We start from the raw sequence: 16789 nt of genomic DNA on the forward strand, positions 1-16789 counted from the left end.
GGCTCGCAGACACGGTCTTAGGACCGGTTTGACCTGCCATACGTAGGCTTTCCTCCGTTCTTTTTGTGTTACCCAAGGGTTTGTCTGGTACGAAAAAACATGGGGGAGTGGAAGAGATGAAGAAAAAGATGAATAAAGGGCTTCTTGTAGGGTTTAGCTTGTTGCTGACGGCAGGGCTTACTGCTGCTTGCGGCAGCAATAACAATAACGGCAATAGTGCTAGTCCGGCAACAGACGCACCAGCAACAACCAATTCAGCGGAGGCCACAAGTGCGGCTGAAGCAACAAAAACTCCATCTAAAGATCCAGTAGAACTACTGAACGTCTCATATGACCCTACTCGCGAATTGTACGAGAATTATAATAAAGCTTTTGCTGCCTATTGGGAGAAAGAAACAGGACAGAAGGTCACCATTAAACAATCCCACGGTGGATCAGGGAAACAAAGCCGTGCTGTGCTTGATGGTCTGGAAGCGGATGTTGTGACATTAGCACTTGGTTATGATATTGATGCCTTGCAGGAAAAGGGACTGATCAATGAGGGCTGGCAAAGTAAATTCGATCATAATAGCTCGCCTTACACCTCGACTATCGTGTTCCTTGTACGCAAAGGGAATCCGAAAGGAATCAAGGATTGGCCAGATCTGCTCAAAGAGGGCGTAGAGGTTATTACACCAAACCCGAAAACATCAGGTGGAGCACGCTGGAACTACTTGGCAGCTTGGGGCTACGCACTTGACCAGAACAATAACGATGAGGCTAAGGCTGAGGAATTTGTAAAAGAACTGTTCAAGCATGTGCCAGTGCTGGATACCGGCGCGCGTGGATCTACGACAACGTTTGTGGAGCGTGGAATTGGTGATGTGCTGATCGCATGGGAGAATGAAGCCTATTTATCTGTGGAAGAGCTGGGACCGGACAAATTTGATATCGTGAATCCTTCGGAGAGCATTCTGGCTGAACCGCCAGTAGCTATAGTAGATAAGGTTGTGGATAAAAGAGACACGCGTGAGGTATCCGAGGCGTACTTGAAGTACCTCTATAGTGAAGAGGGACAAAAAATCGCGGCTGAAAACTACTACCGTCCTACATTAGATAGCGTGAAAGAAGAATACAAAGATAAGTTCCCGGAAATCAAGCTGTTCACATTGGCTGACAAATTCGGAACCTGGAAAGAAACGCAAGAGAAGCATTTTAATGATGGCGGGATCTTTGACAAGATTTATGTGCCAGGTGCCAAATAACAGATGAATGAAACGCAGGATGTAATCATTGAGATTTGTCCCGGTAGGGGCTGATCGGCTAAAAGGCCGAAGGCGAGAAAGGATGAATAGGGGATGAATGTCACCACTACGGCTACACCAGCAGCAACACGGCGCAAAATACTGCCCGGCTTCGGGCTGACGATGGGCTACAGTGTACTATACCTGAGTCTAGTGGTTCTACTGCCACTTTCGGCGCTGCTGTTCAATTCTACAGGTCTGAGCTGGGCGAAATTCTGGGATGTAGCTACGGACCCGCGGGTATTAGCCTCGTATCGTGTGAGCCTGTCGACAGCTGCTGCGGCCGCTTTTGTAGATGCAATTCTAGGACTTTTGCTGGCGTGGGTACTGGTACGTTATGAATTTCCGGGCAAAAGAATATTTGATGCGCTGATCGATCTCCCGTTTGCCTTGCCGACAGCTGTAGCCGGTGTCTCTTTGACGGCGCTCTATGCAGGCAATGGCTGGATTGGGTCTTGGCTTGAGCCGCTGGGATTAAAGGTGGCATTCACTCCGCTCGGGATTACCTTGGCTTTGATGTTCATCGGCATACCGTTCGTTGTCCGGACGGTGCAGCCGGTGCTGGAGGATTTGGACAGAGATATGGAGGAAGCTTCGGCAACCCTTGGCGCAGGCCGCTGGAGAACCTTTCGCTCAGTAGTACTGCCTGAGCTGTTCCCGCCACTGCTAACAGGTTTTGCTCTAGCTTTTGCCCGGGGCATCGGTGAATTCGGCTCCGTCGTATTCATCTCCGGTAACATGCCGATGAGGACGGAGATTGCTCCGCTGCTTATCATGTCTAAACTGGAGCAATATGATTATGCCGGAGCTACCGCCGTAGCCCTGCTATTGCTCTTCATTTCCTTCTTTATGCTGCTTGTTATTAACACACTTCAGCGCTGGGTTCGTAAGACTTCTCGTTGAGGGTAATCTCTGTGACAGCTGACATCCGATCATGTTCAAACTTACTCGGAGACAATTCGTATCTGTTGTCGATACTGCATACTCGAAGTATCTTGTCTTCGTAAAACCCTTAAAGGAGGAATAATTTTGGCCGGTACCGTCCCCCTCTACACCCCCCGGCTACAAAAGAATGCGTCCTCGTCCGCGACAACAGAAACCCCAATTGTAAAATGGGTGTTGATCGGAGCGGCTGGGCTAGTCCTTTTTTGGCTGATTGCTCTGCCATTAGTTGTTGTGTTAACCGAGGCGCTGAAGAAGGGCTGGGATGTATATATAGCTGCCCTGACTGATCCGGATGCCCGCTCAGCGCTGCGATTGACGCTGCTTGTTGCAGCGGTAACGGTGCCTCTGAATACCTTTTTTGGTGTAACAGCGGCGTGGGCTGTAACCAAGTTTCGTTTCCGCGGCAAAGGGTTTCTAATTACCTTGATTGATCTCCCTTTTGCAGTTTCGCCTGTCATCGGCGGTCTAATCTTTGTGCTCGTCTTCGGTGCTAACGGATGGTTTGGTCCTTGGCTAAGCGCACATGATATCAAGATTGTATTTGCGCTTCCGGGTATCGTGCTAGCCACGTTGTTTGTGACGTTTCCTTTTGTAGCGCGTGAGTTAATCCCGCTGATGGAGGATCAGGGTACACAGGAGGAAGAAGCCGCAATTACACTCGGAGCACATGGGTGGCAAATCTTTTTCAGAGTCACACTGCCTAATATTAAATGGGGATTACTATACGGCATTATTTTGTGTAATGCGCGGGCCATGGGTGAGTTTGGTGCGGTTTCTGTGGTGTCCGGGCACATACGTGGGGAGACGAATACGCTGCCGCTGCATGTTGAGATTTTGTATAACGAATATCAATTTTCAGCATCTTTTGCAGTAGCTTCTTTGCTCCTGTTATTGGCTTTGGTAACGATGATTATTAAAAGCTGGTTGTCGCGAAAAAATGCCCATTGACATGACTTTTAGTTCCATGCTAAGTTAATTCATAGTATACTGATTGGTAATAACGGAATTGAGGAAAAAAGGAATTTAGGCGGATATAATCCTTTGGTGAGAAAGGGAGGCTAGAGAATGGCTAAACCGCTGAAAGTGGACGATTTATGGCTTACGCGGATTGCAGGACTTCTGGATGATATGGAATTTGGCTCATTGCATATTGTGGTGCATGAAGGTCAGATTGTTCAGATGGAGCGTACGGAACGCAAACGGTTTGAGAATAGCAGTGGCAACGCAAATGGACGTTATATTGGTGAAAACGGCGGCCGGCGGGCCGATTCTCAATCCGCGGGACGTTGATTCAATCTCTGGGCAATCATAAAGATATATCTCATCTTTTTGGATAAAAGATTATGGAGTTGTCACATAAGCCACGTAATGGCTGCTGGGGCAACTCCTTTTCTTTGTATGCTTGGATATTCTGGCACGTATGACGCATCCCATCGGACTCAGTTGACGCTAAACGCAGTATTATGCCACATTTGCCACGCTAACGGACCGCATAGCTGTTATTGGCATAAAAAACACCACATATGGACCTGATTCTAAGCAATAACGTCCCTGGAGTCCGAAACCACGCTCCAAAAGCTGAAAAGGCGCAAATAACGTCATCTGGGTCCGTAGGTCGCAAGGAATGATGAGTGTTGAAGCAGACCGCTCATGAGTAAGAACACAGTAATATGTCATCCGGGTCCGTAGGTCGCCGGGAATGATGAGTGTTGAAGCAGACCGCTTACCAGTAAGAACACAGCAATACGTCATCTGGGTCCATAGGTCGCCGGGAATGATCTGTCTTTTTACGACTTTTACAAATGATTCGGCCCGTGGGACAGTTACATATTTTGATGTTGCAGGTACGTTTGTTAATAACGAGGGGCTTGGCGTGAGGCGGATACGCCCTCCATTAACAGGATGAACGCAGTGATGGCATGCATAATCCAACCAACGATCGGAATAAAAGCTAAAATCGAGGTGATAATGCCCAGAACGTTACCCATGAATGGTTTATGTTCTCTTTGCAGCACAACAACGGCTACAGCATGAAGCAAAAAGGCAATGGCCAAAGGGACCCAACCATTAGCAATGATAAAGAGTCCGCCAATCAACGGCAGAGCCAGAAAAGCTTCATAAAGGCATGTTCCCCATTTAAACAGCTTGGCTACAGGAGACATAATGCTTCACCCACCCTTTTAAAAATATTGTTACAGATACTATTCCACACAGTCAGTAAAGGAATTCAAGAATATAATGCTTATCCCTCAGTTTCAAAAACATCCCTAGCAGTGAGCCTTGCCTGTGAACCATGCAGTCGTATATAGTGGGAACAGCAATGCTGAACGGAGGAGTGCGGATGGAAACAACAAGTAAGCTTGATATACGCCATGAACAGCCTTCAGTGGAACAGTATTTGGCGCTGAGAAAAGAAGCTGGGCTGAGTGAAATGAGTGTGGAAGGTGCAGCGATCGGTTTGCCTCGTTCTATTTTTGCGGTAACTTTGTATGAGGAGAATAACTTAATCGGGATGGGACGGGTGATTGGCGATGGGGGATGCTTTTTTCAGGTCACGGATATCGCGGTCAAGCCTTCACATCAAGGACGAGGTTTGGGAAAGCTGATCATGCGGGAAATCAGGGAGTTCCTTAATACTGTACCTGACAAGGCTTATGTAAGTCTGATTGCAGATGGAGAAGCCTCGAAGCTCTATGCACAATACGGATTTGAATCGGTTATGCCACGTTCTCAGGGAATGTTTTTGCGTCGCTAAGCTAAGGCGAATTCATGCTGCTTTTTTAGTAGGAGTGCCCCTTGTATTGGTTAAGGGGTTTTTGGTCTGGAAGTGGAGTAGTAGGTGCGATCTGGTTTCGATTGGATCTCAGGGGATAAATAATGTTTAAAGGCTGTAAGGGAAAAGCTATTCAGATGAGCATCAAAAAAATAATTGAGCAGAAGGCTGCACGATAATGGTCTTGCTCGTAGAATGTGAGGAACAACAAGATGGATGTTGTAATATTGGGCGCTTCAGGAACGATTGGAAAGGCAATTGTACAGGAGGCATTAAAAAGAAAACACGAAGTAACAGCTGCGGTACGCAATCCAGAGTCAGTAACTCTCGAACACGAGCGTTTACATGTCACAACGGTGGATATTCTTGATCCGGCTTCAGTAGCAGCTGCGGTCCGTGGCCATGAAGAGGTAATCAGTGCTTATGGACCAGGAGCGGGCCACGAGCAGGATCTGATTACGGCGGCAAAAGCGTTGGTGGAGGGTATGCAGACGGCAGGGTTAAATCGGCTGTTGGTTATTGGAGGTGCAGGTAGCTTAAAGACTGAAACTGGAGAGCTGCTGATGAATACACCGGATTTTCCGGAAGAGTTTAAACCAGTTGCAGAGGCGCATGCGCAGGCTTATGAGATTTACAAAAATACAGAATTGGATTATACGTATCTCAGTCCTGCTGCGGTAGTTCATCCAGGTCGTCGTACAGGTCATTTCCGCATCGGATTGGACCGTCTTATTCTAGATGAGAATGGTGAAAGCAAGATTAGTGTGGAGGATTTCGCTGTAGCTATGGTGGACGAGCTGGAGGAAGGGAATTTTAGTCGGGCCAGATTTACTGTCGCTTACTGATATCAGACTTGCGCCGGACTTGCGCTCGGGATTGTACTTGGAATTGCGTGTGAAGCTTTGGAACGGTAGATAGCGGAAAGGGGCTAAATCATGTATCTGGTAACTGCTGAGCAAATGAGGCAGCTGGACAGCGAAACGATCCAGCAGCTGGGGATTCCAGCGATTGCGCTGATGGAGAATGCGGGAAGAGTTATCGCAGAGGAGATCATCGCGCTTTGCCGGGAGAGAGGCGGGGCAGGCTGCAGGAATGCAGCCAAAGGGAACGATGCCGGGCTAAAGCAGGCCGCGCTGGGTGACCTAGGCAAGGCATTTAAGGTCAGCGCAGATCATGCGCTGACGCTTGCCTCTGCCGCCGCCGAGCGATGGTTCATCCTCGTCGGCAAAGGCAACAACGGCGGCGATGGCCTCGCCGCCGCACGGTACCTTCGCGAGACCGGCATCGCCGTCACGCTCGTCTATGCGGTGCCGCCGGAGTCGCTCTCCGGCGAGGCCGCCCTGCAGCGCGATGCGGCTGCAGTCATGGGCCTGCCTGCCGTAGTATACGGCAGGGATCGGCTGGACCTTGCCGAGTGCAGCGGCATCCTGGATGCGCTGCTCGGCACCGGCGGCGCGGGAGCCCCGCGCGGCGCCTATGCGGAGCTGATTGCCGCAGCGAACAGCAGCGGCAAGGTCATTGTGTCCGCGGACATCCCCAGTGGTCTGAACGCGGACACAGGAGAGACGCATGAGCCTTGCATTCATGCGTCAGTGACGGTATGCCTCGCGTTTCTCAAGCGAGGCCTCCTGCAATACCCCGGTGCAGGCGCGGCGGGGCATGTCAAGGTACGGGCCATCGGCATTCCGACTGCTCTGGCTCTTAACAGCGGTGTGCAGGCACACCTGCTGACACCGGAAGTGCTGCATGCCCATCTGGGTGTCGATCTGGCCCGGCGGCGATCGCCTGAAGGCCATAAGGGTACTTATGGGCATGTACTCCTTGCCGCCGGCACCCTACGGATGAGCGGTGCTGGACTACTCGCAGCCCGTGCTGCGCTACGCACGGGCTGCGGACTGGTGACGTGGGCGCTTCCTAAGAAGCTGTTACCTTCCGTCATCGGTGTTGTTCCTGAATTGATGCTGGCTGATGTAGGTGGCAGTGAAGAGGGAAACTGGGTGGCTGAGACCGTGTCAGAGCTACTGAAGTTAAGCGAAGAGCGAGATGTAATAGCTGTGGGTCCTGGTCTTGGACGGTTCCCGGGAGATACAGATTGGCTTCGCAGTCTTTGGGAAGGCAGTGATTGCCCGCTGGTTATCGATGCGGATGCCTTAAATATTCTGGCTGACTCCGATTATAAGAGTTGGGTGCGGCGTCATTCTGTAATTTTGACCCCTCACCCAGGTGAGATGGCTCGTCTAGCCAACCTAACTACGGCTGAGGTCCAGCGTGACCGGATCGGTCTGGCTATGGACTATGCCAAGGAGCATGGGGTTACACTTGTGTTAAAAGGAGCGCATACCGTGATAGCAACTCCTGAAGGGCAAGCTTATGTAAATACCACAGGCCATCCCGGCATGGGCACTGGTGGAGCCGGTGATGTGCTAACGGGCATGATTTCCAGCCTGCTGGCTCAGGGACTTCATGCTACGCAGGCAGCAGCTTTTGGGGTATACCTGCACGGATTAGCAGGAGAGAGAGCAGCCCGTCAGCGGAATAATCCGGCGGCTATCATTGCCGGAGATATCATTGAAGCGCTTTGAATACACCTAATAAGGCTTATGACAGCAGTAAACAGAGCAGTGGCAGAAACAGGGCGAATACTGGCAGCAACAGAGGGAATCTTTCCACACCAAGCTGGGTCACTCGAAGAATGAGCAGTCCCAGAATTCCACCCAGACCCCATAGCAGATACTCTGCACCTTGTTCCGCTGCCAGCCATAAACCTGCGCCGAAACCCGTGACGACGTATACAGCCAGAGGCAGGATTTGCGATTTCGAACGCAGAATATGCAGCAGTATATCCGCTACTAACGCCGCAGGCAATCCATAAGCATAAATGGCATAAGGAATCGATAGTGGCCAGCCTTCAGGGATTCCGTCGGATTGTGGAAATCCAAGCATAAGTAAGGTAACAAGGACGTAGGTTAACCCTGCGCAGGCTAATTTGGTTAATGCGTACATGCCACTGCTCAGGCGGACAGAAGAGATATCATAATCGTTTATCTTATTCATTTGATATACATTCCTCTCGTGGTGTAATGCATCAGCTGGTGACCATGTCTCCACCATTGACATGAATACATGTCCCGGTAACATACGAAGAATCCGGTCCCGCTAAATAAAGATAGGCTCCTGCTAACTCATATGGCTGTGCGGCACGTTTAAAGGGTGTATCCGTCCCAAATACACTAACCTCATCTGCGGAGTAGCTGGAGGGAATTAGTGGTGTCCATACGGGTCCGGGAGCTACACTATTGACACGAATGCCAGAGTCTACGAGTGATAAGGCTAAAGAGCGGGTAAAGGATACGATCGCACCTTTAGTTGAGGAATAATCTATAAGCTCTTTATTTCCTTGATAGGCAGTAATGGACGCAGTATTGATGATGGCTGCGCCTTTTTTTAGATGTGGAAGTGCGGCTTGCGTCAGGTAAAAGAATGGAAATATATTCGTCTGAAACGTTTGGTAGAGCTGTGCTTCCGTGATATCCAAAATACTTTTTTGTGGATACTGGACGCCATGATTGTTGACGAGGATGTCCAGCTTGCCAAAAGTGCGAAGGGTATGCTCCACAGCCTTGAAGCAGTTTTCCTTATGGCGTAAATCAACTTCGATCCGCAAACAACGTTGCCCTAATTCTTCAATTCGCCGCTGAGTGACCTCTGCATCTGAAGCTTCGTATAAATAAGCTATAGCGACATCTGCGCCTTCCTTTGCAAAAGCAATGGCCGCCGCTTTACCAATCCCGCTGTCGCCTCCGGTGATGAGTGCAATTTTTCCTTTCAGCTTTCCACTGCCGGCAATCTCCGGATCTTCACTGATGGGGCGAGGATTCATTAGACTCTCTAGACCTGGCTGACGGTCTTGGTGCTGCGGGGGAAAAGCAATAGGCTGTTCCTTACATATCGTTTGTTCCCCATAGTAGGGGTAGGTGGGATTCATTTTTACATACACTCCTCCTTGCCTTCTATCTTCCGTATATTTCTATGCATGCGCCTAGAAAAGCGTGCGCTGTTATCCAGTTATACCTGTGTTTATATCCTAGTCGGAGGGGCGTTTGTCCGAGATGAATGATTGGCGAAATATAGATTATTTGAATCACGGAACTCCAGTGCAAAAAGAGGTCTATGCCCTGTTAAGAAAATTAAATATTATGAGTTTGCTGGCCGACTATAACCCGGTGCTGGTTGGCACAGTGCCGCTTGGAATTCAGGTGAAGGGCAGCGACCTGGATATTATTTGTGAGGTTCATGATTCCGTAATGTTTACGGACATTGTTAGTCGATATTTCGGAACCATGGATGATTTTACTAGTGTATCGCGTGTGGTTGATGGGGTCCCTCGAACGAAAATTAACTTTATGGCCGGGGGCTGGCCTATAGAACTGTTTGGGCAGCCGCGGCCTACAGCTCTGCAGAATGGTTACTTACATATGATCATTGAAGCGGAAATTCTAGCTCAGCTGGATAATGATTTTCGCCAGCTGATCATTATGATGAAAACAAACGGATGGAAGACCGAACCCGCCTTCGCGCAAGTGCTGGGTTTGGAAGGTGACCCTTACGAAGCGCTGCTGATGCTGGAAAAGCTTCCGCGGAGTGCTCTTTATGCTTTTTGTCATTCTATACAAGCGAGGGGATAGACATGAATTATCGAGAGATGATTGCGGATGATTATGAAGCTGCCTACCAGCTATGGGAAAATACAGAGGGAATGGGACTCAGCGAAGCAGATTCGAGGCTGGAGGTTGCGCGTTATCTGGAGCGTAATGCTGGCTTCAGCCAGATCTGCGAGAATGAAGACGGCCGGATTGTAGGAACTGCATTGTGTGGACATGATGGGCGAAGAGGTTATATGTATCATGTGGCGGTTAGTAATGACTGCCGAGGCATGGGCATCGGGCGTGAGCTTGTAAAGCGTTGTCTCGGTAATTTACATGCAGCTGGTATTGCAAAATGCCATCTGATGGTTATAGGAACCAATGAACAAGGAAGAGGATTCTGGGAAGGGATAGGCTGGCAGTATAGAGGTGGAATTATGTTATACTCCCAGGATATCTTGTGATACATAAGATGCGAAATGAAGATACTATCTAAGTAAAATATCATTAGATTAGAAGTGGATATATCACAGCAAATGTAACGGTGAACTCCGACTGCCAGTGCAGTATACTATATATGAGTTTGATAATTGCCTATTTGCAGGCAGGAGGTCTTTTATGCGTTTTAAAGATGTGTTTTCAATTATTGGTCCGGCCATGGTCGGGCCTTCAAGCTCGCATACAGCCGGTGCAGCACGGATCGGAAGGGCTGCAAGGCAGGTGCTGGGTGAAGTGCCGCGTGTGGCAGAAGTGACGTTTTTTGGTTCTTTTGCAGCTACTTATCAGGGACATGGTACAGACCGGGCTATTGTCGGAGGACTTATGGATTACGCTACCGATGATCATCGGTTACCCGACTCTCTGGAGTTGGCGGCTGAAGCTGGGATGGAAGTATCTTTTGAGCAAGGAACGGGATTGTTTCCTCATCCTAACACGGTTAAACTGCATCTTATCGGACAAGAGACAGGAAGTGAGCTGACTTTAACGGGGACATCCATCGGTGGTGGAAACATTGAGATCGTCGATGTGGATGGTTTTGGAGTAAAGCTTACGGGAATGTATCCGACGGTATTGATTCATCATATGGATTATTTAGGTGTTCTGGCGAGTGTTACAGAAGTGATGCGTAACGGACAATTTAATATAGGGCATATGTCTCTTGATCGGAAGAATCGCAGCGGTGCAGCCTTAACGGTACTGGAGCTGGATGAAGCTGCTACTCCTGAGCTTATTGAAGCGCTTAAAGCGCTCACTGCGGTGAAATCGGTGAAATTGGTTAATTTAAACGAAGGTAAGCAAGATGAGAAGGGGAAGGAAAGCTTAACATGAATTTTCAAACACTTAGTCAACTGGCTGTATTATGTGAGGAACGTGGCCTCACCATTGGAGCTCTTATGCTCGAAGAGCAAAGCGCGGAATCTGGACGTTCCAGTGAACAGGAATTTGCCACTATGCGTGAGTATTATGGGGTCATGAAAGAAGCTGTTCATCGTGGGATGCATGAAGATACCACTTCGCGCAGCGGCCTTACGGGAATGGATGCCCAGCGTGTAGGAGCCTATAACGCAGCAGATGAACCATGCCTAGGTGGACCCGCTGGTCAAGCAATGGCCTATGCTTTGGCTGTATCCGAGGTTAATGCCTCAATGGGCCGAATAATTGCTACACCTACCGCAGGTTCATGCGGAATTATTCCGGGTGTATTTCTCAGCTGCCAGGAACGGTTTGGCTGGGATGATGATTATATGGTTTCCGGTTTGTTCGCTGCGGGAGCAATCGGTTATGTCATTGCCAACAATTCGTTTGTATCTGGCGCAGAGGGTGGCTGTCAGGCCGAGGTCGGATCGGCCATCGGGATGGCGGCAGGAGCTTTAACCGAACTGCGTGGAGGGACGCCTGCACAAGCAGTGCATGCTGTTGGACTGGCGCTTAAGAACACATTAGGACTGATTTGCGATCCGGTGGGAGGACTTGTAGAGATTCCTTGTATCGTTAGAAACGGATTCGGTGCAGTGACCGCGCTCGCCGCCGCGGATATGGCACTGGCTGGTGTACGTAGCGTGATCCCTTCAGATGAAGTAATCAAGGTCATGCTTGAGGTAGGCTCAGCTATGCCAGAAAAACACCGCGAGACCGCAGGTGGCGGATTAGCACAGACACCTACCGGCCGCAAGATCATGCAGGATTTACGTAAAAAGAAATAATTTTAGAGCATTTTGAAACGTTCCAACTGTTCCCATAAGCCTTCCTTCCGAAGGATTTCTGCTTGTTTGGGTCCCATAAGGTCAAAGTGGGGGAATGGGGAACGATTATGAATATATTTAGCCGGCAGTCCATTTTCCTCACACCAATAGGTTAATCTGGTTAGGTCACTACAGCCTACCTTGGTGACAGTAGTCATGCCGGGAAAACGCGGGTCTAGCCAGTAATGGGTTAAGAAGGCGATTTCTCCTGCGGAGACTGCTTTTTTCCAGCGGGTTAATTCTTCTCTGTTGATGCCGAAGGCCATTACGTCTCCTCCTTATCTAGTATAGTTGACAACATTATAACCCATTGAAAGGGGATTACATCATGAACGGACAGGTAAGAGCCGATATTCGTCCTGGGCTTGAAGTGGATATTGTGCTTAAGCAGGATCAGCCGACGGGTAAGCTAACACATGGAACGGTGAAGGATATTCTCACCAACTCACCTCGACATCCGCATGGCATCAAGGTGCGTTTAACCAGTGGACAGGTAGGACGAGTTAAAAATATTGTTGCTAACTAATAATAAAATTCACCTTTAATTTAAAAAGCGCCCCTAATCAACTGAGATTGGGGCGTTTTTCTATTTTATCTGCTCATAAAATCCTCAACGGACTGATCGGCCTTGGTCTGATTACATAACGTACAAGCGCAAACGCAATTATCCGGAGTAGTATGGCCACCTTTAGCACGGGGCAGCAGATGATCTATAGTGTCTCCATAGGAGCCACAGAAGTAGCAGGTATAGTTGTCTCTGGTCAATATATAAGCACGGAAATCCTTATTGCTGTATATCCTGCGGATGGTTCGGCGATTCACTACGATAGCGGCATGTTCTCTGACTAGAGTAACCGCAAGCTCGTAGTCAATTTCCTGATGCCAGCGCCGTCCTTTATCACTGTGGCCACGCATTAGAATTTTCCCTTTGGCAGAGGGAATCAATTGCGTTGGATCTTCGGGACTCAGTTTCGCGCCTTGAGAATGAGAATGTTTCCTTCGTTGTTCCAAGCCCCGTATGCGCTGATTTGGGTTGGATTGCGGTGAAGAAGCAACCGTGGAAGAAGGCTTTCCTTGTTTGGAGCGTTCCTTGACAGCTGAAGAAGGGGGTTGAATGGTATCAGGTTGTACTGGAATGGGACCTGCTGCAAGAGTGAGATCTATGTTTTGTCGTTGTTTGCGGCACTCCCGACAAGCACCACGGCGAGACTGGCCTTTGGAACGTTTGCCGGTACGTTTACGAAATTCAGAGAGCGGCTTCTGTTGCTGGCAATAGGTGCATTGTTTGGTGGATAAAAGATGGGTATCGTTCATAGATATGTTAGGTTCAGCGCGTCTTTGCGCCCGTCCTGTCTCCTTGTTTTTTAGGATCCAATGTATTTTATTTATTAGATTCAGTCGGCAGGGTTAACATTTCGTTCTAATCTTAGTATAGCGTAAAATACAATCGTTCACATCGCACTCAAAAAAAGCTTAAATACGGCTTTTTGTGTGATATCTATCTTGGTGACGTTCAGGAAAAACATGTAAAATTGAAAAGAGCAGTAGGGAATGCTCTACTTTTTTAACATGGGAAGGGGTATTGAAATGGAACCAACCAAAAGAAGGCCGTTTACGGTAACATTGCTTTATATTCTTCATATATTTTTGGGGGTTGGAGCGTTAGCAGGAGGCGGGTCAATGGTCATAGATCCTAGTGGTGATCTGATACACATGCCCACATCTATGCTGGAAAGATCGCCATTTTCAGATTTTTTAATTCCGGGTATTTTGCTATTCATCGTATTTGGTATCCTGCCCTTGTTTGTGTTTTATGGGTTGATCAAGAGACCAGAATTGCGCTGGGTGAATACTTTGAATCCCTTTAAGAAATTATATAGCTTCTGGGCATTGTCCCTATATATCGGATTTGGGTTAATTATTTGGATTATGGTGCAGACGTATATGTTGAACAGTGTGGCAATCATACATCTGATCTATATGAGTCTAGGGCTTTTGATCCAAGTCTTTACGCTGCTTCCTTCCGTACAAAGTTACTTTTTGCTGGACGGCGGTATCGAAAGACGTTAAAATTGCAGTGAACAGAAGGTATCAGAAGGTATTTCATTAGTCTGGGCAAGGAGTGAACCGGATTGACAACTATATATGATATTGCCAAAAGAACCGGTTACTCTCCTACAACGGTATCCAAGGCGTTTAATAATTATTCCGATGTACGGGAGAAGACTCGCCAGGAAATTTTCCGGGTTGCCCAAGAAATGGGATATTTGCCGAATTCCCATGCCCGTACACTGACTACTAAGAAATCATGGACCATCGGTGTATTGTTTGTAGAGAATACGGGATTTGGTATTCGCCATCCCTTTTTTAGCGCTGTGATTGAGAGCTTTAAGAAGGTTGCTGTGGATAAGGGGTATGCCCTCATGTTTATTTCCAAGGATGTTGGAGGTAAACAAAGTGGTTATTTGGAGAATTGCCGAATTCGTGGTGTAGATGGTGTTGTCGTATTCTTGTCTGATTACGAGGACCCTTATTTCCGTGAGCTGCTAGAGAGTGATATTCCTACTGTGATTCTGGATTTTGAGACTACGCAGTCGCATACGGTATGTTCGGATAATACGGCTGGAGCTCAGCTTGCGATAGAGTATTTAGTTTCTTTGGGTCATCGCAAGATTGCTCATATTTCCGGAGGTATGAACACTTTCCCTGGTAAAACCCGGGAGTTAGGATATAAGAACGCTATGAAGCAGCAGGGGCTTGAAGTGCCGGAATCCTATGTTGTGAATGGAGCTTTTTATTCTCGTGAAAGTGGTTATCAAGCGATGCTGGAGCTTCTTAAGCTGCCTGATCGGCCATCCGCTGTTTTTGCTTCTGGTGACATGTTAGCTTTAGGGGCTATTATGGCGGTAAAAGATAGTGGACTTTCCGTACCGCTGGACATTTCAGTTGTGGGGTACGATGATATTGATCTAGCTGAGTATGTTACACCTGCATTGACAACCATTCGTCAGGATACGGAACTTTTAGGAAGCCGAGCAGCGGACATTCTTTTAGCATCGATTGAAGGGAAACAGTTGGATAAGGAAGCGGTTCTAGTTCCGGTAGAAGTGATCGAACGGGAATCCTGTGCGCCTCCGAGCGGAAATTAGGGCTGTATCAAATTCCATAAGTACAGAGAGCAGGCTGCTGCCCACAGGATAAATCTTGACGAAAAGAAAAGAGTCCTGATAAAGTAGAGGACATCATAGCTCGAATTCTTCCTATGTGGTATTTGCTACAGCTTATTCAGAGGAATGGGGCTATAATGGGTATATTGTTATGCCGCTTTTTTTTCCTGCTCTTCGTTAGATCATTTTTTTTCGCAACAATCGAAACCGGTTTCGATTTTAAGTTTCGAATGAGCTGAAATCAAAGTTTACCGAAGGCTTCCTTGAATTTTCTCAAACGTTTCAGTGGCCCATCGCTCCGAACCCTAACATCGGATGGTGATCCAGTAAAGACAGTGCTTGTTGTTAGTAACAAAACAATTAGAGGAGATGGATGAAATGGCAAAAGTTCAAACTGTAGTAACTGCAAAAGATACAGGGGAACGCTTAACTCCGAAAGAGGCAATTGTTTTTAGCGCAAGAGTTGATTCTGGATCTGCCGATGTAGAGCTTAAGCCAGAGCAGGAGTTCCAAAAGATGATAGGATTTGGCGGCGCTTTCACAGAAGCTGCGGCATATACGTTGTCACGGCTCAGTCCTGAGAAACGGGCAGAGGTTATTCATCGCTACTTTCATCCGGTAGAGGGATTAGGCTATAACATGGGTCGTGTTCATATTCATAGCTGTGATTTTGCGCTTGGAAATTATACTTATGTCGCTGATCATGATACGGAGCTGGCTACCTTTGATATCTCCCATGATCATAAGTGGGTGCTTCCGCTGATTAAGGATGCAATGCAGGTAAAAGGTGGACCGTTCACGATGTTGGCCTCTCCTTGGAGCCCTCCGGCATGGATGAAAACAAATGGTGAAATGAATAATGGAGGATCGCTCAAGCCAGAATACGCTGAAGTTTGGGCACGCTACTATACCAAATTTATTGAAGCTTATGGGAAGGAAGGCGTACCTATTTGGGCGGTTTCCGTGCAGAATGAGCCGGCTGCTGTTCAAGTCTGGGATTCTTGCATTTATAGTGCGGAAGAGGAACGCGATTTTGTTAAAAATCATCTCGGTCCAGTGATGCAGCAGGCAGGCCATTCCGATGTATACATTGTTATCTGGGATCATAACCGCGATATTATGGTCGAACGTGCTTCGGTCGTGTTGTCTGATCCTGAAGCTGCACAATATGTGTGGGGTACAGGCATCCACTGGTATGGTGGTGAGGAGTTCGACAAGGTAGAGAAGGTACATGATCTATTTCCTGACAAACATCTATTGTTCACTGAGGGCTGTCAAGAGGGCGGCGTCAAGCTTGGCGAATGGTTTACAGGTGAACGTTACGGCAGAAATATGATTGGGGATCTCAATGCATGGACAGAAGGGTATCTGGACTGGAACCTGGTACTGGATGAGACCGGCGGGCCCAATCATGTAGGGAATCTCTGTGATGCTCCAATTATTGCAGATACAACAACAGACGAATTGCACTATAACAGCTCTTATTATTATATCGGGCATTTCAGTAAATTTATCGCGCCAGGTGCGGTACGGATTGGCTTTACTTCTGAAGCGGAAGGAATCCTATCCACAGCATTCCGTAATCCGGACGGCAGCCTTGCTGTCATATTGATGAATGAGAGCGAAGAAGCTCGCACGGTAACCTTGGGGCTTGGCGAAGAGATTGCCAACTGCGAGCTATCCCCTCATTCTATCGTAACGCATCTGATTTCATAAATAAGTAACAGTTTAGGAG

Annotated in this window: 20 protein-coding genes; 15 read left to right on the forward strand and 5 right to left on the reverse strand. The window is 48.0% G+C overall.

From position 1 onward, the window contains the following. The first annotated feature begins 116 nt into the window (after positions 1-116). The 4 genes from MHH86_RS02145 (at position 117) to MHH86_RS02160 (ending at position 3518) form a co-directional block, all read left to right on the forward strand. Complete coding sequence (locus MHH86_RS02145; RefSeq protein WP_076179472.1) at positions 117-1244, forward strand: sulfate ABC transporter substrate-binding protein; 1128 nt, start codon at positions 117-119, stop codon at positions 1242-1244. Between the two features lie 93 nt (positions 1245-1337). Next, positions 1338-2186 carry a sulfate ABC transporter permease subunit CysT gene (cysT, locus tag MHH86_RS02150; RefSeq protein WP_342479619.1) on the forward strand — a complete coding sequence of 283 codons (849 nt, stop codon included), beginning with the start codon at positions 1338-1340 and terminating at the stop codon, positions 2184-2186. 126 nt (positions 2187-2312) lie between these two features. Then, on the forward strand, positions 2313-3176 hold the full coding sequence (gene cysW, locus MHH86_RS02155) for a sulfate ABC transporter permease subunit CysW (RefSeq protein ID WP_036682641.1): 864 nt from the start codon (positions 2313-2315) through the stop codon (positions 3174-3176). A gap of 117 nt (positions 3177-3293) precedes the next feature. Next, complete coding sequence (locus MHH86_RS02160) at positions 3294-3518, forward strand: YezD family protein (protein WP_036682638.1); 225 nt, start codon at positions 3294-3296, stop codon at positions 3516-3518. Positions 3519-4081: 563 nt separating this feature from the next. On the opposite strand, the gene MHH86_RS02165 is transcribed toward MHH86_RS02160, so the two are convergent. Then, on the reverse strand, positions 4082-4390 hold the full coding sequence (locus tag MHH86_RS02165) for a hypothetical protein (protein ID WP_036682636.1): 309 nt from the start codon (positions 4388-4390) through the stop codon (positions 4082-4084). Positions 4391-4569: 179 nt separating this feature from the next. Here MHH86_RS02165 and MHH86_RS02170 point away from each other — a divergent pair, with 179 nt between their 5' ends. The 3 genes from MHH86_RS02170 (at position 4570) to MHH86_RS02180 (ending at position 7583) form a co-directional block, all read left to right on the forward strand. Then, positions 4570-4983 carry a GNAT family N-acetyltransferase gene (locus MHH86_RS02170; RefSeq protein WP_081383325.1) on the forward strand — a complete coding sequence of 138 codons (414 nt, stop codon included), beginning with the start codon at positions 4570-4572 and terminating at the stop codon, positions 4981-4983. Positions 4984-5213: 230 nt separating this feature from the next. Next, the gene (locus tag MHH86_RS02175; RefSeq protein WP_076306498.1) at positions 5214-5846 is read left to right on the forward strand and encodes an NAD(P)H-binding protein; all 633 of its coding nucleotides are present in this window, start codon (positions 5214-5216) and stop codon (positions 5844-5846) included. Between the two features lie 90 nt (positions 5847-5936). After that, entirely contained in the window at positions 5937-7583 is a 1647-nt protein-coding gene (locus MHH86_RS02180) for an NAD(P)H-hydrate dehydratase (protein WP_342479620.1), read from the forward strand. Between the two features lie 16 nt (positions 7584-7599). Here MHH86_RS02180 and MHH86_RS02185 read toward each other — a convergent pair whose 3' ends face one another. Together MHH86_RS02185 and MHH86_RS02190 are read right to left on the reverse strand one after the other, a co-directional pair. After that, the gene (locus tag MHH86_RS02185) at positions 7600-8055 is read right to left on the reverse strand and encodes a hypothetical protein (protein WP_051491252.1); all 456 of its coding nucleotides are present in this window, start codon (positions 8053-8055) and stop codon (positions 7600-7602) included. A gap of 31 nt (positions 8056-8086) precedes the next feature. Continuing rightward, a complete protein-coding gene (locus MHH86_RS02190) occupies positions 8087-8986 on the reverse strand; it encodes an SDR family oxidoreductase (RefSeq protein WP_038568476.1) in 900 nt (299 codons plus the stop codon). 124 nt (positions 8987-9110) lie between these two features. On the opposite strand from MHH86_RS02190, the gene MHH86_RS02195 reads away from it, so the two are divergent. The 4 genes from MHH86_RS02195 (at position 9111) to sdaAA (ending at position 11848) form a co-directional block, all read left to right on the forward strand. Then, positions 9111-9686, forward strand: a complete 576-nt coding sequence (locus MHH86_RS02195) for a DUF4269 domain-containing protein (RefSeq protein WP_342479775.1) — start codon at positions 9111-9113, stop codon at positions 9684-9686. A gap of 2 nt (positions 9687-9688) precedes the next feature. Then, entirely contained in the window at positions 9689-10108 is a 420-nt protein-coding gene (locus tag MHH86_RS02200; protein ID WP_076103846.1) for a GNAT family N-acetyltransferase, read from the forward strand. Between the two features lie 154 nt (positions 10109-10262). Then, positions 10263-10973: an L-serine ammonia-lyase, iron-sulfur-dependent subunit beta gene (gene sdaAB, locus MHH86_RS02205; RefSeq protein WP_036682623.1), complete on the forward strand. Its 711-nt coding sequence runs from the start codon at positions 10263-10265 to the stop codon at positions 10971-10973. Next, positions 10970-11848 carry an L-serine ammonia-lyase, iron-sulfur-dependent, subunit alpha gene (sdaAA, locus tag MHH86_RS02210; RefSeq protein WP_036682621.1) on the forward strand — a complete coding sequence of 293 codons (879 nt, stop codon included), beginning with the start codon at positions 10970-10972 and terminating at the stop codon, positions 11846-11848. Before sdaAB ends, sdaAA begins: the two co-directional genes overlap by 4 nt. Positions 11849-11850: 2 nt before the next feature. On the opposite strand, the gene MHH86_RS02215 is transcribed toward sdaAA, so the two are convergent. Further along, positions 11851-12153, reverse strand: a complete 303-nt coding sequence (locus tag MHH86_RS02215) for a hypothetical protein (RefSeq protein WP_036682619.1) — start codon at positions 12151-12153, stop codon at positions 11851-11853. A 62-nt stretch (positions 12154-12215) separates the two neighbouring features. Between MHH86_RS02215 and MHH86_RS02220 the strand changes: the two genes are divergently transcribed. Then, positions 12216-12413, forward strand: coding sequence for a YwbE family protein (locus tag MHH86_RS02220; RefSeq protein WP_036682616.1), 198 nt, complete (start codon positions 12216-12218; stop codon positions 12411-12413). A gap of 65 nt (positions 12414-12478) precedes the next feature. Here the strand turns inward: MHH86_RS02220 and MHH86_RS02225 are convergent, their stop codons facing one another. Beyond that, on the reverse strand, positions 12479-13201 hold the full coding sequence (locus tag MHH86_RS02225) for an HNH endonuclease signature motif containing protein (protein ID WP_076103848.1): 723 nt from the start codon (positions 13199-13201) through the stop codon (positions 12479-12481). 273 nt (positions 13202-13474) lie between these two features. On the opposite strand from MHH86_RS02225, the gene MHH86_RS02230 reads away from it, so the two are divergent. The 3 genes from MHH86_RS02230 (at position 13475) to MHH86_RS02240 (ending at position 16770) form a co-directional block, all read left to right on the forward strand. After that, positions 13475-13957, forward strand: a complete 483-nt coding sequence (locus MHH86_RS02230; RefSeq protein WP_143760487.1) for a hypothetical protein — start codon at positions 13475-13477, stop codon at positions 13955-13957. Between the two features lie 62 nt (positions 13958-14019). Continuing rightward, complete coding sequence (locus tag MHH86_RS02235) at positions 14020-15036, forward strand: LacI family DNA-binding transcriptional regulator (protein ID WP_342479621.1); 1017 nt, start codon at positions 14020-14022, stop codon at positions 15034-15036. Between the two features lie 396 nt (positions 15037-15432). After that, a complete protein-coding gene (locus tag MHH86_RS02240) occupies positions 15433-16770 on the forward strand; it encodes a glycoside hydrolase family 30 protein (RefSeq protein WP_076215065.1) in 1338 nt (445 codons plus the stop codon). Positions 16771-16789: the final 19 nt, after the last annotated feature.

The sequence above is a fragment of the Paenibacillus sp. FSL F4-0097 genome (assembly GCF_038593125.1).
GTDB lineage: Bacteria > Bacillota > Bacilli > Paenibacillales > Paenibacillaceae > Paenibacillus_AQ > Paenibacillus_AQ odorifer.